The sequence below is a fragment of the Paenibacillus sp. S29 genome (assembly GCF_049319765.1).
Taxonomy (GTDB): domain Bacteria; phylum Bacillota; class Bacilli; order Paenibacillales; family Paenibacillaceae; genus Paenibacillus; species Paenibacillus polymyxa_B.
Genome location: NZ_JBMOUI010000001.1, coordinates 675,580 through 694,277, shown reverse-complemented (window position 1 = coordinate 694,277; position 18,698 = coordinate 675,580). Strand labels below are relative to the sequence as shown.

Here is an 18,698-nt window from a genome sequence, read left to right as displayed (position 1 = left end):
TTTGGAGGTGAGTCATCCTATCATTAACTAGGCAAACCTATACTTCGCAAGCATTTCTCCCCAGGGTGATATTCCCTTCTCCCTGAAGCCTGTTTTACTATATAGCTTTCTAGCTAGTTCATTGTCTGGTTTATACCCAATCATGATAACATCCGTCCTATCACTGGCTTTCCTTATTTCATCGATAACCAGCAACATCGCATTGTAGCCATAACCTTGACCTTGAAATCTTTCGTCAATCATAAATCGGTAAACCCAGTAATTTCCGTCATCCGGGTCTAAACCATACATTGTAAAACCAATTAATTCGTCATCATTATAAATTGCTTTAGATAAAAATCCATCTAAAAACTGACACTCCGCAATCGAAAAAAGGTTGGATACCATAAATCTTTTTTGCTCAGGTGTCGGTTTAAGTTCGGCACATGCTTCCCAATTATGTTTGTCGACTGCTTTTAGCGTAATCATTTTGGATTCCTCCTATACGGGGAAATCCGTATAGACTTCCCTAGTGCTTACTTCACTCATTATAAGATTGGTGGTATTTGGCGGGCGCCAGTGAAGCGGGCCATTTGAATCCGAAGAAGCGTCAGCGCTCGCCTTTGACCTGGGATTCTTACATATAAATCACTTAAACAATCCAAGAATCCCGGGTCAACAGCGATCGTAGGCTCAAATGGCACGCGTAGCGCTTCCCCCACAACCTCGCTAATCTTTTACCTACACCTTCTACTTCACAAAATTAAACGAATTTAACGTCGAATCCAGTGCGTTAGACTGTACAGCCGTGTTGTTCGCATCATTTAATGTTGTTGTCACAGTATACGTTTTTCCGTCACGTTCCAAAACCAATTGGTGGCCTGTGTAGCCAATGCCTTCCTCTATACGATGGAATGTAAAGGACACTGCCGGAACACCAGCAAACGTTACGTCCTTAACTTCCTCAACTTTGAGGTTTTTGTAGTTCTTTGCTTGCTTATCATAGAAGTCCTTGAGCTGGGATACCGTTAGTTCAAATGATTGGTCGTTGTCGATTTTGATGGAAAAACGACCTCCGGTAAACTGGTACTCTACATCGCCCAATTCAAATTGATCGCTAATCGCGGTCCAATATCGTGGGATATTCACCGTATATTCATAGGCTTTTGACGTCTTTTTGACCGTTTTCGTTTTGTCCGTCAAATAGTCGTCTTCTTCCAACTGTCCAAAGTTACTTGCTACGGTTTGAAAATCGATTTGAAGCGAGGAGATGAGCGCGTTGAACTGATCATTTCCTTTGCTTACTTTTTCAGGCACTGCGTATTCAGCCAAATAGCGGTATCCATTTTGCTGAATCAGCACATTGTACTCTTTGACCCATCCATCGCCAAAATTATAGCGGTACTCCTGTACTAACCCTTGAACGCCTGCAACCTCCAGCGGATACGTCTTCTGTGCCTCATAAGCCGTAGACACAAATGAATCGCTCAGCCATTTTTGCAGTTGCTGGCCCCAGTTCTCCAACTTTCCATCCGCTGGAGCCGAGGTTATTTTCATGCGGAAGCTCGATCCATCATTACTTTCATATTGCATCCGTTGATCGTCCATTTTCCAGCCTGCGGGTATGCTGAGTGACACGCCGTAGTCTGGATTTCCGGCCTCGCGTGTGCCTCCTACGACAGTGGACAAGTCCTTAATACTTTTATCCTGCGCATCAAAAGAGGTCTTGAAGGAATTTAACAGTCCCGCATACTGGGCCAGATCTTTATAATTCGTTGCTTTAGCATCGGAAAAATAAACTACATACAATCGTCCGTTGTCATAGTACTGACGATTTTCCCACAATACGCCGTCCCCATCCTTCGTAATGACACGAGCATAAGGTACCTTCGCTTTCGGGAAGGATTTTCGATCGATCACAGTTTCTCCCGTTTCCTTGGCTGCCTGCACTAATTGTTGCAACAGATCGTCCGCATTCAGTGGAACCGGCTGTGACGCTGTGTGCACTTCCATATAGTACGCACTGTTCTCGTCCATAAAAGTGGAGATACTCTCATCTCCACCTCCCTGACCGATGACGAGACCTGTTGGATAGTTCATAGACCAGCCATAGTAACTGTTCCCGATCTGCGTCTTGCCCTCATCATTATCAATGTTCGGTGTCTCTTCAGCTACCGTGCCCGCCTCTTCTTGTGCTTCCATCCGAATAATGATTCCGGCGCCGTTCTTCTCCAACTTACCGCCAAGCCCTTCTGCTACTTGACGCAGAGGCACCATGAGAATACCTGATGACATTTCCGGTGGAGCTGGAAGTGTCACCTTGTGACCTCTCACCCAAGCAGTACGGCTACCAATGGTCAGCGATACAACATGAGTTCCACTAGTGATTTTAACCACATTATCTTCAGCCAATCGAATTTTGCTGTTAAATGCCTTTTTAAAAATACCAGCTGGAACCATCAGTGCACCACTTTTTGAATATGGCTTCGTAATATTGGCATTATGGCCGTTCACGATGGCTGTATTGCTGCCGCTTTGCAACCGCAATTCCAGCATGGTTTTATCTTGATCTGCTGCAACTGCTGGCAAAGCGGAAAGCAGAAGGGACAATGCGACAGCGCCGACCCCCAGCTTACGCATCATTTTTCTTTGAATATGCTTCACAGTAAATCTCCCTTTAGCTTTATTTTATAGATTCAAGAGCCGTTATTGTTCACTTTCCAGTAGTTGCCCCTTGAGCTGGCTCCGATGTTTCCTTAGGAAGCGCTACGCCGCCATCTTCAGCGGCCTCCGAACCGTTCGAATCTTCACCATCTTCTCCAGACTGAATGGACTCATAGATTTCACCATTATCCTGTGTCAGTACTAGCTTGCGCTTCACAATATCACCGTCCGACTGCATTAGTACACTCACCGTTTGACCTGGTTGATAGTTTTTAAGCAGCTCATTGACATCAATGGCTGAAGCTACACGCTTACCGTTAATGCTATACAGCTCATCGCCTTCCTTGATTTTGGCCTGAATGGCATTGGCTGAGGTAATTTTCGTAACTTTCAGAGGGTCCTCGGTAGGTAATCCAACGATAGCTGACCAGCTCTCTTCCAGACTCAGACCAAGACTGGCGCGCCGAACCTCTCCGTATTTGAAAAATTGGCCGATGACATATTTCACCGTATCCGACGGAATCGAAAAGCCCATATTTTCAATGCCGACCGCCGAGAATTTCATCGTATTGATCCCAATGACCTCACCCTTGAGATTGACCAGCGGACCGCCGCTATTACCAGGATTGATCGCGGTATCACTTTGGATCAAACGATAAGCAGCGTTGACACCACGGTTCAGCCCGCTAACAACACCTGAGGTTGCCGAATTGCGAAGTGAAAAGGATATAGGCGTACCAATAGCCACTACCTGCTCACCTACCTGTAGACTGTTCGTTGAAGCTGCCAAGGTGGCGGGTTTGAGGCCGCTTGCCTTGACTTTGACTAATGCCAAATCACTGATCGGATCGCTGTAGCTGTCGGTGATTCCGTAAGATTTTCCGTCCGAGGTTACGACCACGGCATCACCTAATCCTTCGATAACATGTGCATTGGTCACAATCCATCCATCGGTACGAATGATAACACCCGTGCCGTGAGCTAGGTTGTATCGATCTCCTCCTGCTACGGTCTCTCCCGTGGCTGAACGGCCAATGATACCGACCACAGAAGGAGATACATTTTTAACCACCTGCGGCACACGATCGGCCGATAACGTATATGTACCATTTGCGCTGTTATATGCGCCGCTGGTTCCTAATGCTTTATTCATATCGCTTACGTTAACATAGACCCCACCATTAATGACTTTGGCCTTTAACGCAGTTCCACTGCTGGCTGCACCTGCCGTTCCAGAAACACATAGAGCACTGCCCAAAGCCAGAACAACTGCCCTTTTCCCCATCTTACGCATATACTCACCATTTCCTCTCTTACATGACCCTGTTCTATCAGTTAGTCCAAATCTACCATAGAGGGGACACGTATACAATCGCTTTAAGCCCTATCTTTTTCTAAAAGGCGCCGTTTGCTACATCCCTGTCCTCTCATGCTATTTATATTATAAATTTTCCAAATCCTTATATCAAAAAAATAAGCAAAAACGATAAATAATCGTTATACCGTTTAGGTCATTCCTTCGTTTACGGGCATAACCAACTATGATACCATCACATTATATCTTAGTTTTATTGTCGGAAATAAAGAATAAAATCATGAGTCCTCTATCCAAAACACTAAAGTATAAATAAGCACCTACAGGAGGTTAAAAGAATGGCCTACGAACCAATCTGGAACGCTCATCCCGATAAGCTTAACAAATTCGAGTTAGTCAAGCTGGAAAAGGACGGTCTCGACGTTATCCGTACCATTATCGAAAACTATGCCAACGAAGGCTATGACTCGATCTCTGCGGACGATATGGACCGTTTCAAATGGGCTGGGGTATATCAGCAAAAGCCCAAGGATGGTCATTTCATGATGCGGGTCCGCATCAACACAGGGATCATGACTTCAGCACAGGCACATGCATTGGCGGACATATCCGCGCTATATGGACGCGGTCTTGTGGATGTCACCACTCGCCAAGCGATTCAATTTCACTGGCTGACGGTCGAAAGCTTGCCCGATATTTTCGAAAGACTGGAAAAAGTCAATTTGTATTCCTTTGAAGCCTGTGGAGACTGCCCACGTACCATTGTCGGTAATCCGCTGGCTGGCATCGATCCCAATGAATTGGTGGATACCCAGGAGATTGTAGATGAAGTAAACCGCTTTTTCTTATTAAATCGAGACTTCTCCAATCTGCCGCGTAAGTACAAAATGTCTATCTCCGGTAATACGTATAACAATGCACAGGCTGAAATTAACGACCTGTCCTTCACTCCGGCCACCAAAATCCTCGACGGAAAAGAAGTGATCGGCTTCCATGTGATGGTCGGTGGAGGTTTGTCCGCTAAGCCACATATGGCACAGTCTCTGGATTTGTTTGTTCGTCCTGAGGAAGTACTGAAGGTTGCTATTGCTGTCACCACCATTTTCCGTGATTACGGCTATCGGGAAAAGCGGCACCATGCCCGCTTGAAATTCCTCGTTGCCGATTGGGGCCCAGACAAATTTCTGGCTAAACTCACCGAGTACATCGGTGAAATGCCCGGACGAGGCGAGGACAAAACGATTGGCTGGCAAGCCGCCTATTTTGACGGTGTGCATCCTCAAGCTCAAAAAGGTCTGAACTATGTCGGTCTGAACGTTCCTGTCGGTCGCCTTAGTGCTGACGAGTTACATGAACTGGCCGACCTGGCTGACCGCTATGGCGATGGTCAGATTCGTACCACGATGTCGCAAAATATTTTGCTGAGCGGCGTACCGGATGAGCAGGTGGATGAACTACTGGAAGCCCCCGTGCTGCAACGCCTGACACCACAGCCCAAGCATTTTATGAGTCGTACGGTATCGTGCACAGGAAATGAGTTTTGCAATTTGGCGATTGTGGAAACCAAAAAACGGGCGGTTGACGTTGCCGAGTATTTGGATCAGCACGTACAATTGGATGAAAAGGTGCGCATTCATTTTATCGGTTGCCCGAATTCCTGCGGTCAAAAGCATATTGCGGACATTGGTCTGCAAGGCTCGCTTATTAAGACACCGGAAGGCTTGGTCGACGCGTTCGACATCGCTGTCGGCGGAGCGCTTGGAGCAGGCGCCCAGTTTAACAAGGCGCTCAAAGGTCGCGTACGTGGGGATCAGGTTGGACCTGTACTGGCAGAGCTCATTCTGTTCTACCAAGAAAACAGGAGCGCTGGCGAAAGCTTTTACGCATATGTACAGCGTGTAGGTATTCCGACTTTCCAGGAAAAGCTGTCTGCTATTTTACAGTCCAGCCACGTTGCATCCTAAATATAGAGTCTATTAACAGCCTGCTTGTATCACATATACAAGCAGGCTGTTTCTTATCGTCATAGAGCCCCGCAATATCGTTTCCCTCACTTTCACAAAAAAAGACACCGGATTACTCCGGTATCAATATTTTCGCAAAATCCAGTACTGTTGGCTTATGAGCACCTGTTGTAGATGTCACCACCGCGTAGCCTGAAGGTATCTTGTATATCAATCCCGTATCGTATCGGATGCCGAAGGAATTATCCTCCTTATAATGAGTCCTCGTTTCCCACACCTTCGTACCGTTTCCTTTTAAGCCTGTGATCGTGATGCCATGCATCTTCGTGGTTTTACCCAGTGGATCATATTGATCACTGAACTGGACATACAACTGCTCCTCAGGCAGATACACCCGGTCAGCCGCATAGTCCTCTGTATTACTAAATAATTGTAGACCATTACTAAGCACCTGTGTACGCTTGCTGTCTCCTTTAAGCCCTGTTACAGCAATATGACCGCTCGGCAACTCACGTACTGCGGCAATTTCTTTACCTGATCCTAAGTCCAGATGGATGTCACGAATATCGCGACCATATACATCTGCTTGTACCCCAACAGGACCATCTGAGCTGTTCAAAAGCGCATAATATCCATTGTGACTGCCGACCAGCCAACCCGAGGTCACTCCGGCCGTCGTTCGATTCCATTGTAGATCGCCAGTTTCAGTGTATTTGAGTACAGTGAAGGACTGCTCAGCAAGGTTTAGATAGGAGACCAGGAAACTGCCATCCTCCAGTGTCTCCAAACCAACCTGAGAATCCTGCCCATGAGATATCAAGCCATCTGTGGGTAATGTTTTGGACCACAAGGTGTTTCCATCCTCGTCCAATCGGGAAGCCTGCAAATCTCGTATTCCGTTCGGTTTTGTATAATCAATCAGAAACAGCAAGCCCCTATCCGATGTCTCCCGCTGGACTCCCCTGCTGCTTGTTCCGGGTTGTACGTTCAGGTCCTGTTGATGTTTCCATACAGGCTCCACAGAACTGTCCAGCTTGCCATATGTGACGTGTACTACACTTGCTTCTGTATCGTCTTCGACGTTCAGCATTAAAAACCCACCATTCGCTGCGGGTTGAATGTAATCATGAGCGTTTTCTAAATCCTTAATACTGCCAATTGCTGCACTTGTTTCGATTTCGGCTTGTTTGGGCGCAAACGCTTCAGACACCTCGGAGGCATAGGACGGTGCAGCACTATAACCCATCAAACATGCCGCCAAAGCAGCTCCTGCTGCCCATGAATATACACGTGTACGTAAAACTCTACTTTGCTTAATCTTCAAGCGTTCCAGCTCCCTTCATGACTTCCTCAATGATGTTGTATGAACCTTTGATGTGATAAAACTACAGACGGTTTCGCTTCAACTTGTAATGGTTGTCACGCGGGCAAGGAACTCCGTATGATGCTAAGTAATCATAAATTATATATTTACCTCTTCAAGCCCGAGCCTAAACATCCAAAACTCCAAAATTTAGAGACTACTCAGAGACTTTCTGTCGATGAATATACGTATAGATTTATTATTCCAGCGCTTGGTAAACTATGTGTCACATGCTTTAACGCAGGAATTTGATAAAAGTTTTCTTTTTTTACAAAAAAAATAAAACCCTGCAAGACGAAGGCATCAATACACTAGTTCGTATTCTGCCTTCCTGCCTGTGCAGGGTTTTTAAATCATACGTTAAATGGTATTTATAGATCGACTGCCTGAAGCGATTGACTACGCTGGGTATCCCGTTCAAGGATCGGCTTTAAGTATCGACCTGTATAGGATTCTTCGACTCTCACGAGTTGCTCCGGTGTCCCGGTAGCCAAGATCGTTCCACCGCCGCTTCCGCCTTCCGGTCCCAAATCAATCAGATAATCGGCTGTTTTAATCACATCCAGATTATGCTCAATAACCAGCACCGTCTCTCCTGAATCAACCAAACGATGCAGCACCGTCAATAATCGGTCAATATCGTGAACATGCAGACCGGTTGTCGGCTCGTCCAAAATATAAATGGTTTTGCCTGTGCTACGACGATACAATTCAGAGGCCAGCTTCACGCGCTGTGCTTCACCGCCAGACAAGGTAGTCGCAGGCTGACCCAGCTTGATATACCCCAATCCTACATCCATCAGCGTCTGGATCTTGCGATGAATCTTCGGAATATTTTCAAAAAACTCCGTTGCATCCTCAACCGTCATCTCCAGCACATCGGCAATACTTTTGCCTTTGTATTTAACCTCAAGGGTCTCCCGGTTATAACGCTTGCCTTTGCACACTTCGCATGGAACATACACATCCGGCAGAAAATGCATCTCAATCTTGATGATACCGTCGCCTCTACAAGCTTCACAACGGCCTCCCTTAACGTTAAAGCTAAAGCGGCCTTTCTTGTAGCCTCGTACTTTGGCCTCGTTCGTCTGCGAGAATAAATCACGGATATCATCAAATACACCAGTATACGTTGCAGGATTGGAACGCGGTGTACGGCCAATTGGCGATTGATCGATCTCAACAACCTTTTCGATATGTTCTAGCCCGCGAATTTCTTTATGCTGCCCTGGACGTACTCTCGCCCGGTTCAGATCACGCGCCAATGTTTTGTACAAAATTTCGTTGACCAGTGTCGATTTTCCAGAGCCGGATACACCAGTAACAGCTGAGAAAACACCCAGCGGAATTTTGACATTCACATTTTTGAGATTGTTCTCCTTGGCTCCGCGAATCTCCAGCCACTTATCAGCAGGCTTGCGCCGCTCGGTATTGACCGGAATGAACTTGCGTCCGCTCAAATACTGCCCGGTTAAGGAATTCGGGTCTTCCATAACTTCCTGCGGAGTCCCCTGCGACATGATCATCCCACCATGGATTCCAGCTCCTGGCCCAATATCAATGATATAGTCCGCCGCCATCATCGTATCTTCGTCATGCTCCACCACAATCAACGTATTGCCGAGGTTCCGCATATGCTCCAAAGCACTTATCAGACGGTCATTATCTCGCTGATGCAGCCCGATACTAGGCTCGTCCAAAATATAAAGCACACCCATCAGACTGGACCCGATCTGTGTCGCCAGCCGGATACGCTGTGCTTCACCGCCTGACAACGTGCCTGCCGCACGGCTTAAAGTCAGGTATTCCAGACCAACGTTAACGAGGAATCCCAGACGGCTGTTAATTTCTTTTAAAATGAGATTGGCAATCGACTTCTCCTTCTCACTCAGCTCCAGTGTATGGAAAAAGTTTGAGGCTTCACCGATAGACAAAGCTGTCACAAAAGCTATATTACGCTCTTGAATGGTTACCGACAGACTTTCTTTTTTCAGTCGGTGTCCCTTACAGGTGTTACATGGCTTTGCACTCATAAAGCCTTCAATAAATTCACGTATACCTTCAGAAGCCGTATCACGATAACGACGCTCCAGATTGGGGATAATCCCCTCAAAGGTCACATAGGCTTCCTTACGTTGACCAAAATCATTCTCATAGCGGAAACGGATCTTCTGCTCACCCGTTCCATGTAAAATGAGGTTCATTTGTTCTGTCGTCAATTGACTAACAGGAATGTCCTGCGGAATACCGTAGTGCTCGCATACTGACTGTAAAAATTGAGGATAATAAGTGGAAGTTCCACCACTCCAAGCCTGAAACGCTCCATCTTCCACACTTTTTTCAGGATCGGGAATGAGCAGATCAGGATCAACTACCATTTTAACTCCTAACCCATCACAATCTGGACAAGCGCCAAACGGACTATTAAAGGAAAACATTCTTGGAGACAGTTCATCTATGCTGAATCCACAAATAGGACATGCAAAGTTGGAGCTGAAACGCAACTCCTCTTGCCCCATAATGTCTACAAGCAACTGCCCACCTGAAAGATTCAGTGCCGTCTCAATAGAGTCAGACAGACGCGCACGCACATCTTCTTTAACTACGATGCGGTCTACGACCACTTCAATCGAGTGCTTCTTGTTCTTTTCCAGCTCAATCTTCTCAGATAATTCACGTAGTTCTCCATTCACACGTACCCGTACAAAGCCCTGCTTGGCTATATCCGTGAACAGTGTTTTATGTTCACCTTTGCGGCCGGATACCAATGGAGCGAGAATCTGAAGTCTTGTCTTTTCAGGATACTGCAAAATACGGTCTACCATCTGTTCAACGGTCTGCGAAGTAATTTCAATGCCATGTTCAGGACAATGAGGATGACCCACCCGAGCAAACAGCAACCGCAGGTAGTCATAGATTTCGGTAACCGTTCCGACAGTAGAACGCGGATTCCGACTTGTTGTTTTCTGGTCAATGGAAATGGCAGGAGACAGACCGTCAATCGAATCAACGTCTGGTTTCTCCATTTGTCCGAGGAATTGACGGGCATACGCAGATAAAGATTCCACATACCGCCGTTGCCCTTCCGCATAGATCGTATCGAAAGCCAGCGACGATTTACCTGAGCCGCTAAGCCCTGTCAGGACGACGAACTTGTCCCGTGGAATTGTCACGTCAATATTTTTGAGATTATGCGCGCGTGCGCCTTTGATGATGATGCTTTCATTCGCCAAATGTTTCATCTCCTTAGCCGTAGTTCACGTCATGCTCTATCGCATTGGATTATCCCATGGAAGTGATATATCGCAAAGAGAACGACCACATAGGCCGCCCTCACTATTTTTAAAAGCAAAGCAATCAAACATTTTATTTTCATATGTTTTGCTTCTAGCTTATTCTCAATGTTTAATCAGCTCGTAACTCCAGCAAAGCGTCACGCAGCTCGGCTGCCCGCTCGAACTGTAGGTTCTTGGCGGCGTCTTTCATCTCTGCTTCCAGACGCTGAATGAGTGATTGACGCTCCTTCTTGGAAAGTTTACCCGTCTCATTAGGAAGGTAATCATTCTTAGACTCTGCCACCTTGGTTGCTTCAATAACATCACGAATCTTTTTACGGATGGTTTGCGGGGTAATCCCATGTTCTTCATTGTACTGAGTTTGGATCGCACGACGACGTTCCGTTTCCTTTATCGCTTTATCCATAGAATCGGTAATCTTATCGCCGTACATAATAACACGACCGTCACTGTTCCGTGCTGCCCGTCCGATCGTCTGTATCAGAGAGCGCTCAGAACGCAGGAAGCCTTCTTTGTCCGCATCCAAAATCGCGACCAGCGATACTTCCGGCAAATCGAGACCTTCCCGCAATAGGTTGATCCCGATCAATACATCGAAGGTCCCTAGACGAAGATCCCGCAAAATAGCCATCCGCTCCAACGTCTTAATTTCGGAGTGCATATACCGAACCTTGATGCCTACTTCTTTTAAATAGTCAGTCAAATCTTCAGACATCTTCTTCGTAAGTGTGGTCACCAGCACCCGTTCTTCACGTTCTATGCGAAGCCGTATTTCACTAATGAGATCGTCAATCTGCCCCTTGCTCGGACGCACCTCAATAATCGGATCAAGAAGCCCGGTAGGACGAATAATCTGCTGTACCATCGTTTCGCATTTCTCCATCTCATAGGGTCCTGGAGTAGCCGATACATAGATGATCTGACTTACCTTGTCCTCGAACTCTTCAAACTTCAACGGGCGATTATCCAATGCGGATGGTAGACGGAAACCATGTTCTACCAGTACATTCTTACGTGCTTGGTCACCGTTATACATGGCACGAATCTGCGGCAACGTAACATGGGACTCGTCAATGACGATCAGCATATCATCCGGGAAATAATCCATCAGTGTATATGGTGTCGCACCTCGCTCGCGGAATGTCAGTGGACCTGAATAATTCTCGACACCGGAACAAAAACCAACCTCTTTCATCATCTCGATATCATAGCGGGTACGTTGCTCCAAACGTTGCGCCTCTAACAGCTTCCCTTGCTCCTTCAGCTCCGCTAACCGTTCTTCAAGTTCACGTTCAATGTTGACCAATGCTACCTTCATCGTATCCTCATGAGTAACGAAGTGAGATGCCGGGAAAATGGCAATATGATCACGTTCACCGATCAATTCACCCGTAAGCACATTAATCTCGGTAATTCGTTCAATTTCATCCCCGAACAGTTCTACACGTATAGCGTGTTCCCCATGGGAAGCCGGGAATATCTCCACAACATCTCCCCGTACACGGAAAGTACCCCGCACGAAGTTGATATCGTTCCGCTGGTATTGAATATCGACCAAGCGGGACAAAATCTGATTGCGGGGTTTCTCCATGCCGACTCTAAGCGAAAGCAGCAGGCTTGAATATTCTTTCGGGGAACCCAAACCATAAATGCAGGAGACACTCGCTACAATAATAACGTCACGACGCTCAAACAGAGAGCTTGTCGCTGAGTGGCGAAGTTTATCAATCTCCTCATTAATGCTGGAATCCTTCTCAATATACGTATCGGAAGACGGAATGTATGCTTCCGGTTGATAGTAATCATAGTAGCTGACAAAATAATCGACTGAGTTATTCGGAAAAAACTCTTTAAACTCACTCGCCAGTTGAGCAGCCAAAGTCTTATTATGTGCAATAACCAGCGTAGGCCGATTCAACTTGGCAATGGTCTGTGCGATGGTAAACGTCTTACCTGTTCCCGTAGCACCCAATAGCGTTTGATGCTTCTTTCCTTCTGCAATTCCCTCTACCAATTCAAAAATGGCCTGAGGCTGATCGCCTTGAGGTTGGAATTCCGACTGAATTTCAAAAGTCTTATCGCTAACAACGATATCACTCATTGCCCTGCATCACCCTTATCGTCTAAAATGGAAACATCATGATTTTACACCAGTCGAGCTTTAACGTCTTTACCTGTAACTCTATGTCGATATTTCCCGAGCAATGATACTTGGGAAATATGGTTGGATAAGAATGTTTGTTCCCGTATTATACCTCTTTCTTACCGTGGATGCAAACGATAAGTCTTGAATAGGAGTGAATTAAATTTTGGATATCACCATCGTATTGGGCATCATCGCCGGAATCATAGCATTAATCGGTGGCTTCTTATGGGAAGGCGGCGAATTTACAGGGCTGCTTCAAGGTACATCGGCTCTCATTGTATTTGGGGGAACTTTCGCCGCAGTTGTGATCAGCTACCCAGCTTCCAAGCTGAAGACGATCCCCACCGCCCTACGGATGGCATTTAGCCGTGAGGACAATCCTACGAAGCAATATATAGAAGATTTGGTTTCCATGGCTGCCACCTCACGCCGATCCGGTGTGCTTGCGCTAGAGCGTACTTCATCAGAGCATCCGAATGCATTTTTGCGTGAAGGTCTTCAGTTGGTCATCGACGGCACCGAGCAGGAGCAGATCAAACAGATTTTAGAGCTTGAGTTAGATGCCATTGAACACAAACATGAAGGGTACGCCAAAATATTCGAATCCGCAGGCGGTTATGCCCCTACGATGGGGATTATCGGTACTGTCATGGGCCTGATCCATGTACTGGGCAGCCTGACCGAGCCTACTGCGCTTGGTCCGTCCATTGCTGTTGCTTTTATCGCAACACTATATGGCGTTGCTAGCGCCAATCTGATCTTCCTGCCCATCGCATCCAAAATAAGAGCTGCCAGTGAGAGTGAAATTATCACTATGGATTTGCTGCTGCAAGGTATTCTGGCTATCCAAAACGGAGAGAATCCAAAGCTTGTACGCAAAAAGTTGGAGTTCTTTATCCGCTCAGAGCAAAATATAGATCGCAAACCGCCTCGTCGCTCACGCACAGAGGACGCTTCTCCAAAGGAGGACTTCCATGAGAGCGCGCGGTAAGCGCCGTGGGGGTCAAGGAGGCGGCGGAGACCATCGTGACCGCTGGATGATTACCTATGCCGATCTGATCACCCTGCTGCTCATATTTTTCGTTGTGATGTATGCCATGAGTAGTCCGGATGCTAAAAAATACGATGTCGTTGTTCAATCCCTCCAGGATACGTTCCACAAGGGAGATTCTATTTTGGAGCAAGGCTCGGGTATTACAGGTACTGCCGATCGTTACACCAGCAAAAATCCACCCACGACCAAGCAACCAGCAGCCGATAAAAAGGAAGCTGGATCGACCAAGCTCACCGAACGTGAACAAGCATTCCGCACGCAGGAAAAAGAGCTGCAAAATCTAATGGGTGTCATTCAAGAATATATTACAGACAACAAACTGGAAAACCAGATTTTCGTGTCAGATCAGCCGCGTGGTATTGTCATTACACTGAATGACCGCTTTTTATTCGATCAAGGTAGAGCTGCACTCAAGCAAGGCTCTGCCAACACGCTATCCAAGTTGGCCAGTCTATTTCGAGATTTGAAAACACCGATTAGCATTGAGGGCCATACGGACAACATTCCGTTCACTCGCTCCTCGAACTCATCGACGTATAAGGACAACTGGGAGCTTTCCGGCGCACGGGCACTATCTGTACTCCGATTCTTTCTCGACAGAGAGCAACTTTCACCCTCAGGATTTCAGTATGCGGGGTATGCAGATACCCGGCCGGTTGGTGACAATAGCACCGAAGCTGGACGACAAAAAAACCGTCGTGTCGAAATCACCGTGCTTCGCCAGCTTCAACAGTAAAACCCAAAAACCTCCTGAGTCACGCAATAACGTGAATCGGGAGGTTTTTTTGATACATACTCATCATTAATACATGGCTTCCGCTCTGATGTAGACGCAAAACAATAAACCGTACGAACAACGTGTATAAGAGCGGCGTACGAGATGCAATAGAGATTATTTTGTTTATTCTATATCCCACTATGTATTAGAAGCCCTGTTGAAGTTAGGTTTTATCTTGTCATAATACTTGATAATTAATAAGATAGGACAAGCTCGTGTTGCTTCTCTTGTATTTGTGAACTTTGGGGTATACTCTGTTGTCTGCGATAGCTATATTTCCAGTCACTGTATTTATTAAGGAGTCGATCCAACTCCATGGACTTGATTAACACCCGCCGATCCTTCAATCCCACCTCATTCGCCAAATCATTTAGTTCCTTCCGCTTTTCTTCGATGCATTCCTCCAATTGTTTCCATTTCACATCAATAAACCTCCTGTTCGGTGTGGTATTTACATTAGTTTACAAGCTGATACCTTCCCTACAGGTTAAAAATATAATAAAACCCAGTTCATTCCTTTAACGGGATGAATCAAAAAACCAGCCTCAGTAAGGCTGGTTTTTTGATAACTATTAACCTCCTGCACCATGTCCAAAAACAACAATGTTATGAGAGAATGCTAAAAAGCTAAAAAAACCCATAATCAGCATGTATTTAAGGTTTTTTACTCGCATTGATTAAAACCTCCTCCATGATACCTTCATATTCTGATTTTTGGTCTTTTGTTGCTTTGTTTCTAAACCTTTCAAATAATGCTGTACAAATCATAAACTTTTCTTTACTGCTGATTTCCAGACATTTCTTCAAGCTTTTTAAAACATAATAGATGCCTTTTTCATGGGAAAGGTTATTAAACATATATATGGCCAGTTGGTAACACAAATCAGCATAAGTGTCATAACTAAATGACTGTTTATAGTAGCTGGCTTTCATAGATAATTCATTATTAAATGAGGCCAATTCATGAGAAAACTGTTGGAGAATATGTTCAATTAAAAAACCGTGCTTGTTAGCCGACTCAACTATCGTTAATAAACCCAACAAAATCTCGGGTGGGTTATTTTTCAGAAATTGAATATACATTGGTAAACTACTTGTATCGCCCATAAGAATTTTCAAGCTAAGTTGATTAGCATTTGCCCAAAGGGTGAACTTTTGTACTTCTTTTTGTCCAATTTCCCCTAAATCTTCAAACCAACTCAGATCAGCATAGCCAGAAATATACTTCATGGCCTCCTCATATCTTTCTTGTTTTTCCAATGCAATTCCCTTCATCAAATAACCTTGACCATAGTAGACAACTAAATGCCTTTCAGTTTTCAATGTAAAACTCTTTTTATTAGTTTCTCTACTTTTACATACAATAGTTGTAAGCGCTCTTAATTCATCCGCATAACGCTCCGCTTCTTTCCATTGATGCAAATTGTGATAAAGATTTAACAGTTTAAGCAAACCATCTAAATGATATTCTAAGGGTACCCGATTTCTAAAGGGTACAAATCTTAGTGCGGCCTCCAAATTTCTTTCCATACTTTCACTAACAGAGATTGAAAAAATTCTATAATGACTAATTGCCAACCTCTCTGAATGTTGGTATTTCTCATTTTCAATGACACATTCATAGAAAGGAATTGCCTCTTTTAACTTCCCTTCTTCATAAAGCTCCTCTGCCAAAGCAAAGATTGTTGGAATGTGGTTAAGATCTTCCATTAAGCGTGAGAGCACTTTCTCCACGCATCGCAGATTTCCTACTTCAACACAACGAATCAGGAACGGCTTGACCCTTTTCCAATGTGGTCTTCCATCATAAAAACATTCATCCACATACAGGTCATACAACCAGCCTTCTGGATAATTAAACGCTTTGGTAATCAAGTCCATTTGTCTTACCGAGATAGGTTTAGGCGGATTGCCGTTAAGCATAGCACTAAATATGCCCCTGTTAAGCCCCGTAGCTTGTCCAAAACTATTAAAAGTGTAGCCACCTAGTTTTAATTCTTTCTCAATTTCCGAACGGATCGTGGTTGCATTTTCCAATAAAAACACCCCCGGCGTATTCAGAGGATTTTAAAAAATCACCCTCCTCGACAATCAATTACAATATACTAGAAATTATATGAATAAATTGGATGACGGTCAACCCCTTTTCTACACTGTTTTATTATATTATGGAATTTGATGTTTATTAAAATAGTTCTTACAAGAACTAAATATCGACTAATTAAGGTAATTTAATTACCTCCAAGCTTAATCTAGCTTTGTCTACACTCTTACTATAGGAGTGTGGGTGTCTATGGAAACAACGAAACTATTAGGAACGAAAATCCGTCAATTTCGAAAATTGCGGGGTATTACACAAGAACAGTTAGCAGAAGCATCCGATTCAACAGGTTCCTATATCGGCAAGTTGGAGCGCGGTGAGGTCAATGTACAAATTAAAACCTTGGAGAAAATAGCCGAAGCGCTAGACACCAATGTATTTGCATTTTTTGATTTTAATCCTTTTAAAGAACTCAAAAGTCAGCCCTGGATATGGGAATGCATTCATATCCTTTCCCAGCAGAGTGAAGCGGATCAAAATAAAGCTTATCGGATTTTAAAGGAACTTTTCTCGTCAGAGAGTGAGCTTTTAGAGAGTAACTCAGATGATTCACATGCTAATGTAAAAAATTAAATTTTCCATATTAGTCATGCTCTTTAAATGTCAGAAAAGCTATGTTTCTCTACCTAATAGCAGAAGAGAGCACATAGCTTTTTAAAGTTTTAGGAAGTCATTTGCTTTATGTTATACTCGACAGCTTTAAGTATTTTTTCATATTCTGCCCGTTGTTCATGTGTCGAACGGTCTTTGTATTTCTCAAACAACAACGTGATAGACTTGATATAGAAAGCTTTATCATTCAGTTGTGAGGATGCTTTGAGACTGTTCAGCATACTATCAATCGCATCAGAGTAGTTTCCCTTACTAAAATACTAGCGACTAAGCTCAAGAAAAAAACAGGAATAGTTTACTAGATTATAATTCGTCTTGTAATAAGAAATATTTGTACGTAAGTCTCTAAATTCATTAATATTCTCAGCAAAAAGAATTAGAATTTTGTCTATCATATGATTATAAGTATTGGCCGACTCTATTATGGTTAGTAACCCAAGTAATATTTCCTGAGGATTATTCCTAATAAGTTCTACATAGGCGGGTAAATTAGTCATATCTCTCATTAGAATTTCTAAATTCAAGCGGTTTTCTTCTGCCCACATTTCAAATTTCCGTGCCTCTAACATGCCAATCTCATCTAGACCTTCAAAATCAGTTAAATTTGCATAGTAGGGGATGAACTTCATAGCTTTTTTGTATAGCCCATGTTTCTCGTAGGCATTCCCCTGCGTTAAATAGGCTTGGCCATAATAGACGATTAGATGTCTTTCTGTATTTAGAGGCTTAACTTCACGTTTTTTTAATCTAGCCTGAATCTGCTGCTGATAAATATTTGTGGCAACTACCTCAAGTTCTCTTGTATATTGTATAGTTGTCTCACAGTCATCAACTTGGTAGTACACATTTGCTAGCTTTAATAAAGCATCCAGTTGAAGATTTTCAGGCAAATTTTTGCGATAAATAGCAAATTTTATAGCTTGTTGACGATTATTCTCCAGATCTTTGTTTAAAGCGCAAGAAAATAGCCTATACTGGCTGATAGCCAACCGCTCCGAGTGATAATACCTTCCGTTCTCTACCACACACTCATAAAAGGGGATAGACTCCTTTTTCTTACCTGATTCGTGTAGTTCTTCTGCAAGCTCAAATATCGTCGTTACATAGGACAAGTCCTCGGTAAGTCTCGACAACACCTTTTGAATGCACTCCTTCCTTCCCAATTCCACACAACGCAATAAAAAAGGTTTGATCCTTTTCCAGTGCCCTTCCCCCTCGTGAAAGCATTCATCTATGTACAGCTCATACAGCCAGCCTTCTGGATATCCTAATGCCTTAGTAATCAAGTCCATCTGCCGAACGGAGATCGGCTTGGGTGGGTTACTGTTCAGCATGGTGCTAAATGTATAGCCTCTCTGCTTGAGTTCGGTCTCTATCATCGAGCGGATCGTAGGTGTATGTTTCATGTTAGCACCTCATTTTCAAA

12 protein-coding genes and 1 pseudogene are annotated in these 18,698 nt (G+C 44.4%); 4 read left to right on the top strand and 9 right to left on the bottom strand.

Annotated elements, in window-relative coordinates; translation table 11 throughout:
• Nucleotides 1-27: 27 nt before the first annotated feature.
• The 3 genes from ACL9RM_RS03100 to ACL9RM_RS03090 form a co-directional block, all read right to left on the bottom strand.
• Nucleotides 28-468, bottom strand: coding sequence for a GNAT family N-acetyltransferase (locus ACL9RM_RS03100; RefSeq protein ID WP_250266773.1), 441 nt, complete (start codon nt 466-468; stop codon nt 28-30).
• Between the two features lie 261 nt (nt 469-729).
• Nucleotides 730-2,643 (bottom strand): stalk domain-containing protein, encoded by a 1,914-nt coding sequence (locus tag ACL9RM_RS03095; protein ID WP_250266774.1) that lies wholly within the window; start codon nt 2,641-2,643, stop codon nt 730-732.
• Nucleotides 2,644-2,692: 49 nt separating this feature from the next.
• Nucleotides 2,693-3,937, bottom strand: coding sequence for a S1C family serine protease (locus ACL9RM_RS03090; protein WP_250266775.1), 1,245 nt, complete (start codon nt 3,935-3,937; stop codon nt 2,693-2,695).
• A 359-nt stretch (nt 3,938-4,296) separates the two neighbouring features.
• Between ACL9RM_RS03090 and ACL9RM_RS03085 the strand changes: the two genes are divergently transcribed.
• Nucleotides 4,297-5,922 (top strand): nitrite/sulfite reductase, encoded by a 1,626-nt coding sequence (locus ACL9RM_RS03085; protein WP_250266776.1) that lies wholly within the window; start codon nt 4,297-4,299, stop codon nt 5,920-5,922.
• Between the two features lie 112 nt (nt 5,923-6,034).
• Here the strand turns inward: ACL9RM_RS03085 and ACL9RM_RS03080 are convergent, their stop codons facing one another.
• The 3 genes from ACL9RM_RS03080 to uvrB form a co-directional block, all read right to left on the bottom strand.
• On the bottom strand, nt 6,035-7,246 hold the full coding sequence (locus tag ACL9RM_RS03080; RefSeq protein ID WP_250266777.1) for a hypothetical protein: 1,212 nt from the start codon (nt 7,244-7,246) through the stop codon (nt 6,035-6,037).
• A gap of 410 nt (nt 7,247-7,656) precedes the next feature.
• Nucleotides 7,657-10,518, bottom strand: coding sequence for an excinuclease ABC subunit UvrA (gene uvrA, locus ACL9RM_RS03075; RefSeq protein ID WP_250266778.1), 2,862 nt, complete (start codon nt 10,516-10,518; stop codon nt 7,657-7,659).
• A 172-nt stretch (nt 10,519-10,690) separates the two neighbouring features.
• Nucleotides 10,691-12,682, bottom strand: coding sequence for an excinuclease ABC subunit UvrB (gene uvrB, locus ACL9RM_RS03070; protein WP_250266779.1), 1,992 nt, complete (start codon nt 12,680-12,682; stop codon nt 10,691-10,693).
• A 208-nt stretch (nt 12,683-12,890) separates the two neighbouring features.
• Here uvrB and ACL9RM_RS03065 point away from each other — a divergent pair, with 208 nt between their 5' ends.
• Complete coding sequence (locus ACL9RM_RS03065) at nt 12,891-13,718, top strand: flagellar motor protein (RefSeq protein ID WP_013312221.1); 828 nt, start codon at nt 12,891-12,893, stop codon at nt 13,716-13,718.
• Nucleotides 13,702-14,517, top strand: coding sequence for a flagellar motor protein MotB (locus ACL9RM_RS03060; RefSeq protein WP_414126190.1), 816 nt, complete (start codon nt 13,702-13,704; stop codon nt 14,515-14,517). The genes ACL9RM_RS03065 and ACL9RM_RS03060 overlap by 17 nt, the downstream gene beginning before the upstream one ends.
• Nucleotides 14,518-14,753: 236 nt before the next feature.
• Here the strand turns inward: ACL9RM_RS03060 and ACL9RM_RS03055 are convergent, their stop codons facing one another.
• Together ACL9RM_RS03055 and ACL9RM_RS03050 are read right to left on the bottom strand one after the other, a co-directional pair.
• Entirely contained in the window at nt 14,754-14,981 is a 228-nt protein-coding gene (locus ACL9RM_RS03055) for an aspartyl-phosphate phosphatase Spo0E family protein (protein WP_023990607.1), read from the bottom strand.
• 232 nt (nt 14,982-15,213) lie between these two features.
• Entirely contained in the window at nt 15,214-16,596 is a 1,383-nt protein-coding gene (locus tag ACL9RM_RS03050; RefSeq protein WP_103744794.1) for a DNA-binding protein, read from the bottom strand.
• Nucleotides 16,597-16,852: 256 nt separating this feature from the next.
• Between ACL9RM_RS03050 and ACL9RM_RS03045 the strand changes: the two genes are divergently transcribed.
• Entirely contained in the window at nt 16,853-17,233 is a 381-nt protein-coding gene (locus tag ACL9RM_RS03045; protein ID WP_235308282.1) for a helix-turn-helix domain-containing protein, read from the top strand.
• A gap of 89 nt (nt 17,234-17,322) precedes the next feature.
• Here the strand turns inward: ACL9RM_RS03045 and ACL9RM_RS03040 are convergent.
• Nucleotides 17,323-18,678, bottom strand: a pseudogene (locus tag ACL9RM_RS03040) (DNA-binding protein).
• Nucleotides 18,679-18,698: the final 20 nt, after the last annotated feature.

Excerpts from the sequence above, each read along its gene's own strand:
- ACL9RM_RS03100 (WP_250266773.1), bottom strand. The coding sequence starts at position 468 with ATGATTACGCTAAAAGCAGTCGACAAACATAATTGGGAAGCATGTGCC.
- ACL9RM_RS03090 (WP_250266775.1), bottom strand. The coding sequence starts at position 3,937 with ATGCGTAAGATGGGGAAAAGGGCAGTTGTTCTGGCTTTGGGCAGTGCT.
- ACL9RM_RS03085 (WP_250266776.1), top strand. The coding sequence starts at position 4,297 with ATGGCCTACGAACCAATCTGGAACGCTCATCCCGATAAGCTTAACAAA.
- uvrB (WP_250266779.1), bottom strand. The coding sequence starts at position 12,682 with ATGAGTGATATCGTTGTTAGCGATAAGACTTTTGAAATTCAGTCGGAA.
- ACL9RM_RS03060 (WP_414126190.1), top strand. The coding sequence starts at position 13,702 with ATGAGAGCGCGCGGTAAGCGCCGTGGGGGTCAAGGAGGCGGCGGAGAC.
- ACL9RM_RS03045 (WP_235308282.1), top strand. The coding sequence starts at position 16,853 with ATGGAAACAACGAAACTATTAGGAACGAAAATCCGTCAATTTCGAAAA.